The sequence below is a fragment of the Pseudogracilibacillus amylolyticus (SeqCode) genome (genome assembly GCF_051918545.1).
Classification (GTDB): Bacteria; Bacillota; Bacilli; order Bacillales; family Amphibacillaceae; genus Pseudogracilibacillus.
The window spans coordinates 1-3,586 of sequence record NZ_JBPPZG010000297.1; the positions used below are offsets into that span (position 1 = coordinate 1).

4 protein-coding genes are annotated in these 3,586 nt (G+C 34.6%); all 4 read left to right on the top strand.

All coding sequences use genetic code 11. The features are described from left to right. A partial coding sequence (locus ACPYKA_RS19805) for an ABC transporter permease (protein ID WP_479543918.1) occupies nt 1-948 on the top strand: 948 nt, incomplete at its 5' end. 23 nt (nt 949-971) lie between these two features. Next, nucleotides 972-1,331 carry a YxeA family protein gene (locus ACPYKA_RS19810; RefSeq protein WP_158324229.1) on the top strand — a complete coding sequence of 120 codons (360 nt, stop codon included), beginning with the start codon at nt 972-974 and terminating at the stop codon, nt 1,329-1,331. Between the two features lie 119 nt (nt 1,332-1,450). Continuing rightward, a complete protein-coding gene (locus tag ACPYKA_RS19815) occupies nt 1,451-2,161 on the top strand; it encodes a response regulator transcription factor (protein ID WP_212965681.1) in 711 nt (236 codons plus the stop codon). A gap of 3 nt (nt 2,162-2,164) precedes the next feature. Next, a complete protein-coding gene (locus tag ACPYKA_RS19820) occupies nt 2,165-3,568 on the top strand; it encodes a sensor histidine kinase (protein WP_158324227.1) in 1,404 nt (467 codons plus the stop codon). The last annotated feature ends 18 nt before the right edge of the window (nt 3,569-3,586 follow it).

Below are 3,586 nucleotides of genomic sequence, written 5' to 3' on the forward strand. Positions count from 1 at the left end.
ATCATGTTTATGAATCATGATGAACAGCTAGCGAATAAGGTGAATGAGAAGCTTTTACAAGATGGAAACCATGAGATCATTTATCATAAAACGATTCCGACAGTGCCAATAAAGGTAGATACAGCTAGTTTGAATGGCATGATGGGCGAAATCATACAGGAATATACCATCATCTCTACTAAAACATTCAATGAAATGGCAGGACTGCAAGGGAGAAAAGATCATCTTTCACTGGAAGGCAATCATGCAGCTGTACTAGATGCAGACTATTATGAAGGATTATCACCAGAATACGTCGGTTCTAGCATTCCATTGCACGTAGATCATCTAGCAGAAGACATTACGTTTAAAAAATTGCTGAAATATAACGTTCTTAATTCCAAGACAGCAAATATTACTGTGGTGATAAGCGATGAGTTATTTTCTAAGTTGGAAAGAGAAACAGACCATGTAAACATGGAAGCTTACAAATTTACGAACGAAAATCAGGCCCAAGGAATAAATAAGGAAATTGAATCGATTCTAGCTGATGATGCAAGCTTTTCTAGCTTTTACAATGATTACGCGCTTGGAATGGAAGCAACAGGGTTACTGATCTTTATTGGTGCCTTCTTAGGATTAGTATTCATTGCTGCAACAGGGAGCATTATCTACTTTAAACAGTTGACAGAAGCAAATTCCGATAAAGAGCGTTATGTCATTTTACACAAAATCGGTGTGAACAAACAAGAAGTAAGAAAATCGATTGCGAAACAGGTATTCTTTATATTTGCTTTACCGCTAGTCGCAGGTATAGCTCATTCCGCGGTCGCTTTAACTGCCTTATCTAGGCTATTGCAAACAAACCTGGTTATTCCTGTATTCATATGTATAGGCATATATATTTTAATCTATGTGATCTATTACTTCTTAACAGTGCGTACCTACTACAAAATTGTAACAAAATAAAATAGGGTGAGGAGAGTATATAAATGAAAAAATCAATGATAGCGATTGGAATCGTATTGGTGATTTTAGTTGGTGGTGTCATTTTTCTACAAAATGTAAATCTTAATCGGGTTGGTGCTGATGAATATTTCACACAAATAAATGGAGAAGGAACAAAAACGGAGGACAAAATGAGTGATGGAGGCATTCATATACGTTATGAATATGAATTACCAGCTTATGATAAAGATGGCAACCAAAAAACACTCACATTTTCTGCCGATAAACAGCTTCGCGAAAATGCATATTTACTTCTGTTTGTGAAAAATGGAAAAGATGTTACATCGTATCAGGAAGTAAAGGCTGAAGAACTACCTAAAAAAGTCGCTGAAGTGTTGGAATAGCCATAATTAAGGAAGAACTCTTTTCAAAAAGGGTTCTTTTTTGGCATGTAGCTTAAGATTATTATCGGTCTTGGATTATTTCCTTTATAATAGAGAAAACAGCTATGGAGGTATTTTGGATGTCGGTCAGTAACAAAACCGTGTTAATTATCGATGATGAAGAAGATATTTTAAGACTTATTAAAACAGTTCTAATAAAAGAAGGAATCAATCATGTAGTGACGTCTACCACTGCGAAAGAAGGTTTTGCTGAATTCCAACGCACACAACCGGATCTTGTTTTATTAGACATTATGTTGCCAGATGGCGAAGGGTATGATGTATGTAAACAAATAAGACATATCTCGAATGTGCCGATTTTATTTTTATCAGCAAAAACAGAGGAAATTGATAAGATTTTAGGCTTTGCCATAGGCGGAGATGATTATATCACAAAGCCATTTAGTCCTAAGGAAGTTGCTTATCGAGTAAAAGCACAGTTGAGAAGGGCAGACTATATGCGGACGGATGTAATAACAGATTCCATTATAAAGGCTGGTCCCTTTGAATTAAACGAGCAAAAAGCGCAAATTTTAAAGAATGAGGAAATCATTGAATTAAAGCCAAAGGAACTTGGATTAATGAAGTATTTCCTCCAAAATATCAATAAGGTGATTAGTAAAGAAAGGCTTTATGATACAGTCTGGGGTGAAGACTATTTTGGCTCTGATAATACGGTAATGGTTCATATCCGGCGACTCCGAGAAAAAATCGAAACAGATCCCTCTCACCCAAAGTTTTTAATGACCGTAAAAGGCTTGGGCTATAAATTCACTGTAGAGGATGAATAGGTTGTGAAGTGGAAGCTGACTGGAAGATATATCCTTTCTATCGTCTTAGTCGTTACTCTCGTTGTTTTCATAAACATTTTTATTATGCTTGCTTTATTAATAGCCCAGTCTATCTTTGACATACCAATATTTCAAGGAAACAAAACAACTCCTGAAGATTTTGCAAGACAATTTCAAGAGAATATAACTGTAGTAAATCATGATGTGACGATTACCGAGTCAGGAAAAAAAGCGTTAATTGAAAAAAATGCCTGGATCCAAATTTTAGATGAAAATGGTAAGGTCATGTATAGCTATAGAACGCCTAAGGGTATTATGGAAAAATACACGCCAGCGGATATCGTTCAAACGTATAAATATCAGGAAATAGCGAACACAACGGTTTTTGTTGGTGGGAAAAAAGAAAAATCCATTGATTATAGTTATTTTATTGGGATAGAGAATCCCGGTTTAAATCGCTATGCTATTTCTTTTGATAATCGCGACATCTATCGAGTGGTAAAGGTTGTTGGCATTATTTTAGTAATAGACGTATTCATTGCCTTACTAATTGGCTATTTTTTTAGTAAACGACTGACACAACCCTTACATGCACTTATTTATGGGATCAAAAGATTGGCAAATAAAGATTATACTGTCCATTATGAGCCTAAAGGAGTTTATAAAGATGTCTTTCACAATGTCAACTTTCTATCCAATCAGTTAACAGCCAATGAAAAGGAAAGAAAGAAATTGGAGATAATGAGGGAAGATTGGATAGGAAATATCTCCCATGATATTAAAACACCACTAGCATCGATACAAGGATATGCTGAATTGATTAAAGATCAAGATTATCATTTTTCATTAGAAGAAATTAGGGAGTATGCTGAAATTATTGAACAAAAGTCATTATATATCAAAGAAGTAATGGAAGATTTAAATTTATCCACAAGATTGAAAAATAAAGCATTATCGTTAAATAAAAAAACGGTTAACCTTGTTGCTTTATTAAGAAATATTGTGATTGATATATTAAATGATCCTAAATATTCTAATCGTAATATTGTTTTCCATGTAAATCAAGAGAATATTCCTGTGGAAATAGATGAAATTCTCTTTCGAAGAGCCATCAATAATTTACTTTATAATGCAATGGTTCACAATGATGAAAATGTCCAAATAGATGTATTGGTAGAGAAACAAGAACGAACACATATAATGATAAAAGATGATGGAAAAGGCATAAGGAAAGAAGAACTCGAGAGAATTTTTGACCGTTACTATCGAGGAACAAACACTGGAGATGCACATAGAGGCTCTGGGCTAGGAATGGCGATTGCCAAAGATATCATTCAGGAACATAATGGAGAGCTTACCATTAACAGTGAGATTGGTCACGGGACAACGATTGATATTAAATTATAAAGCCCCCTAGTAAATGGC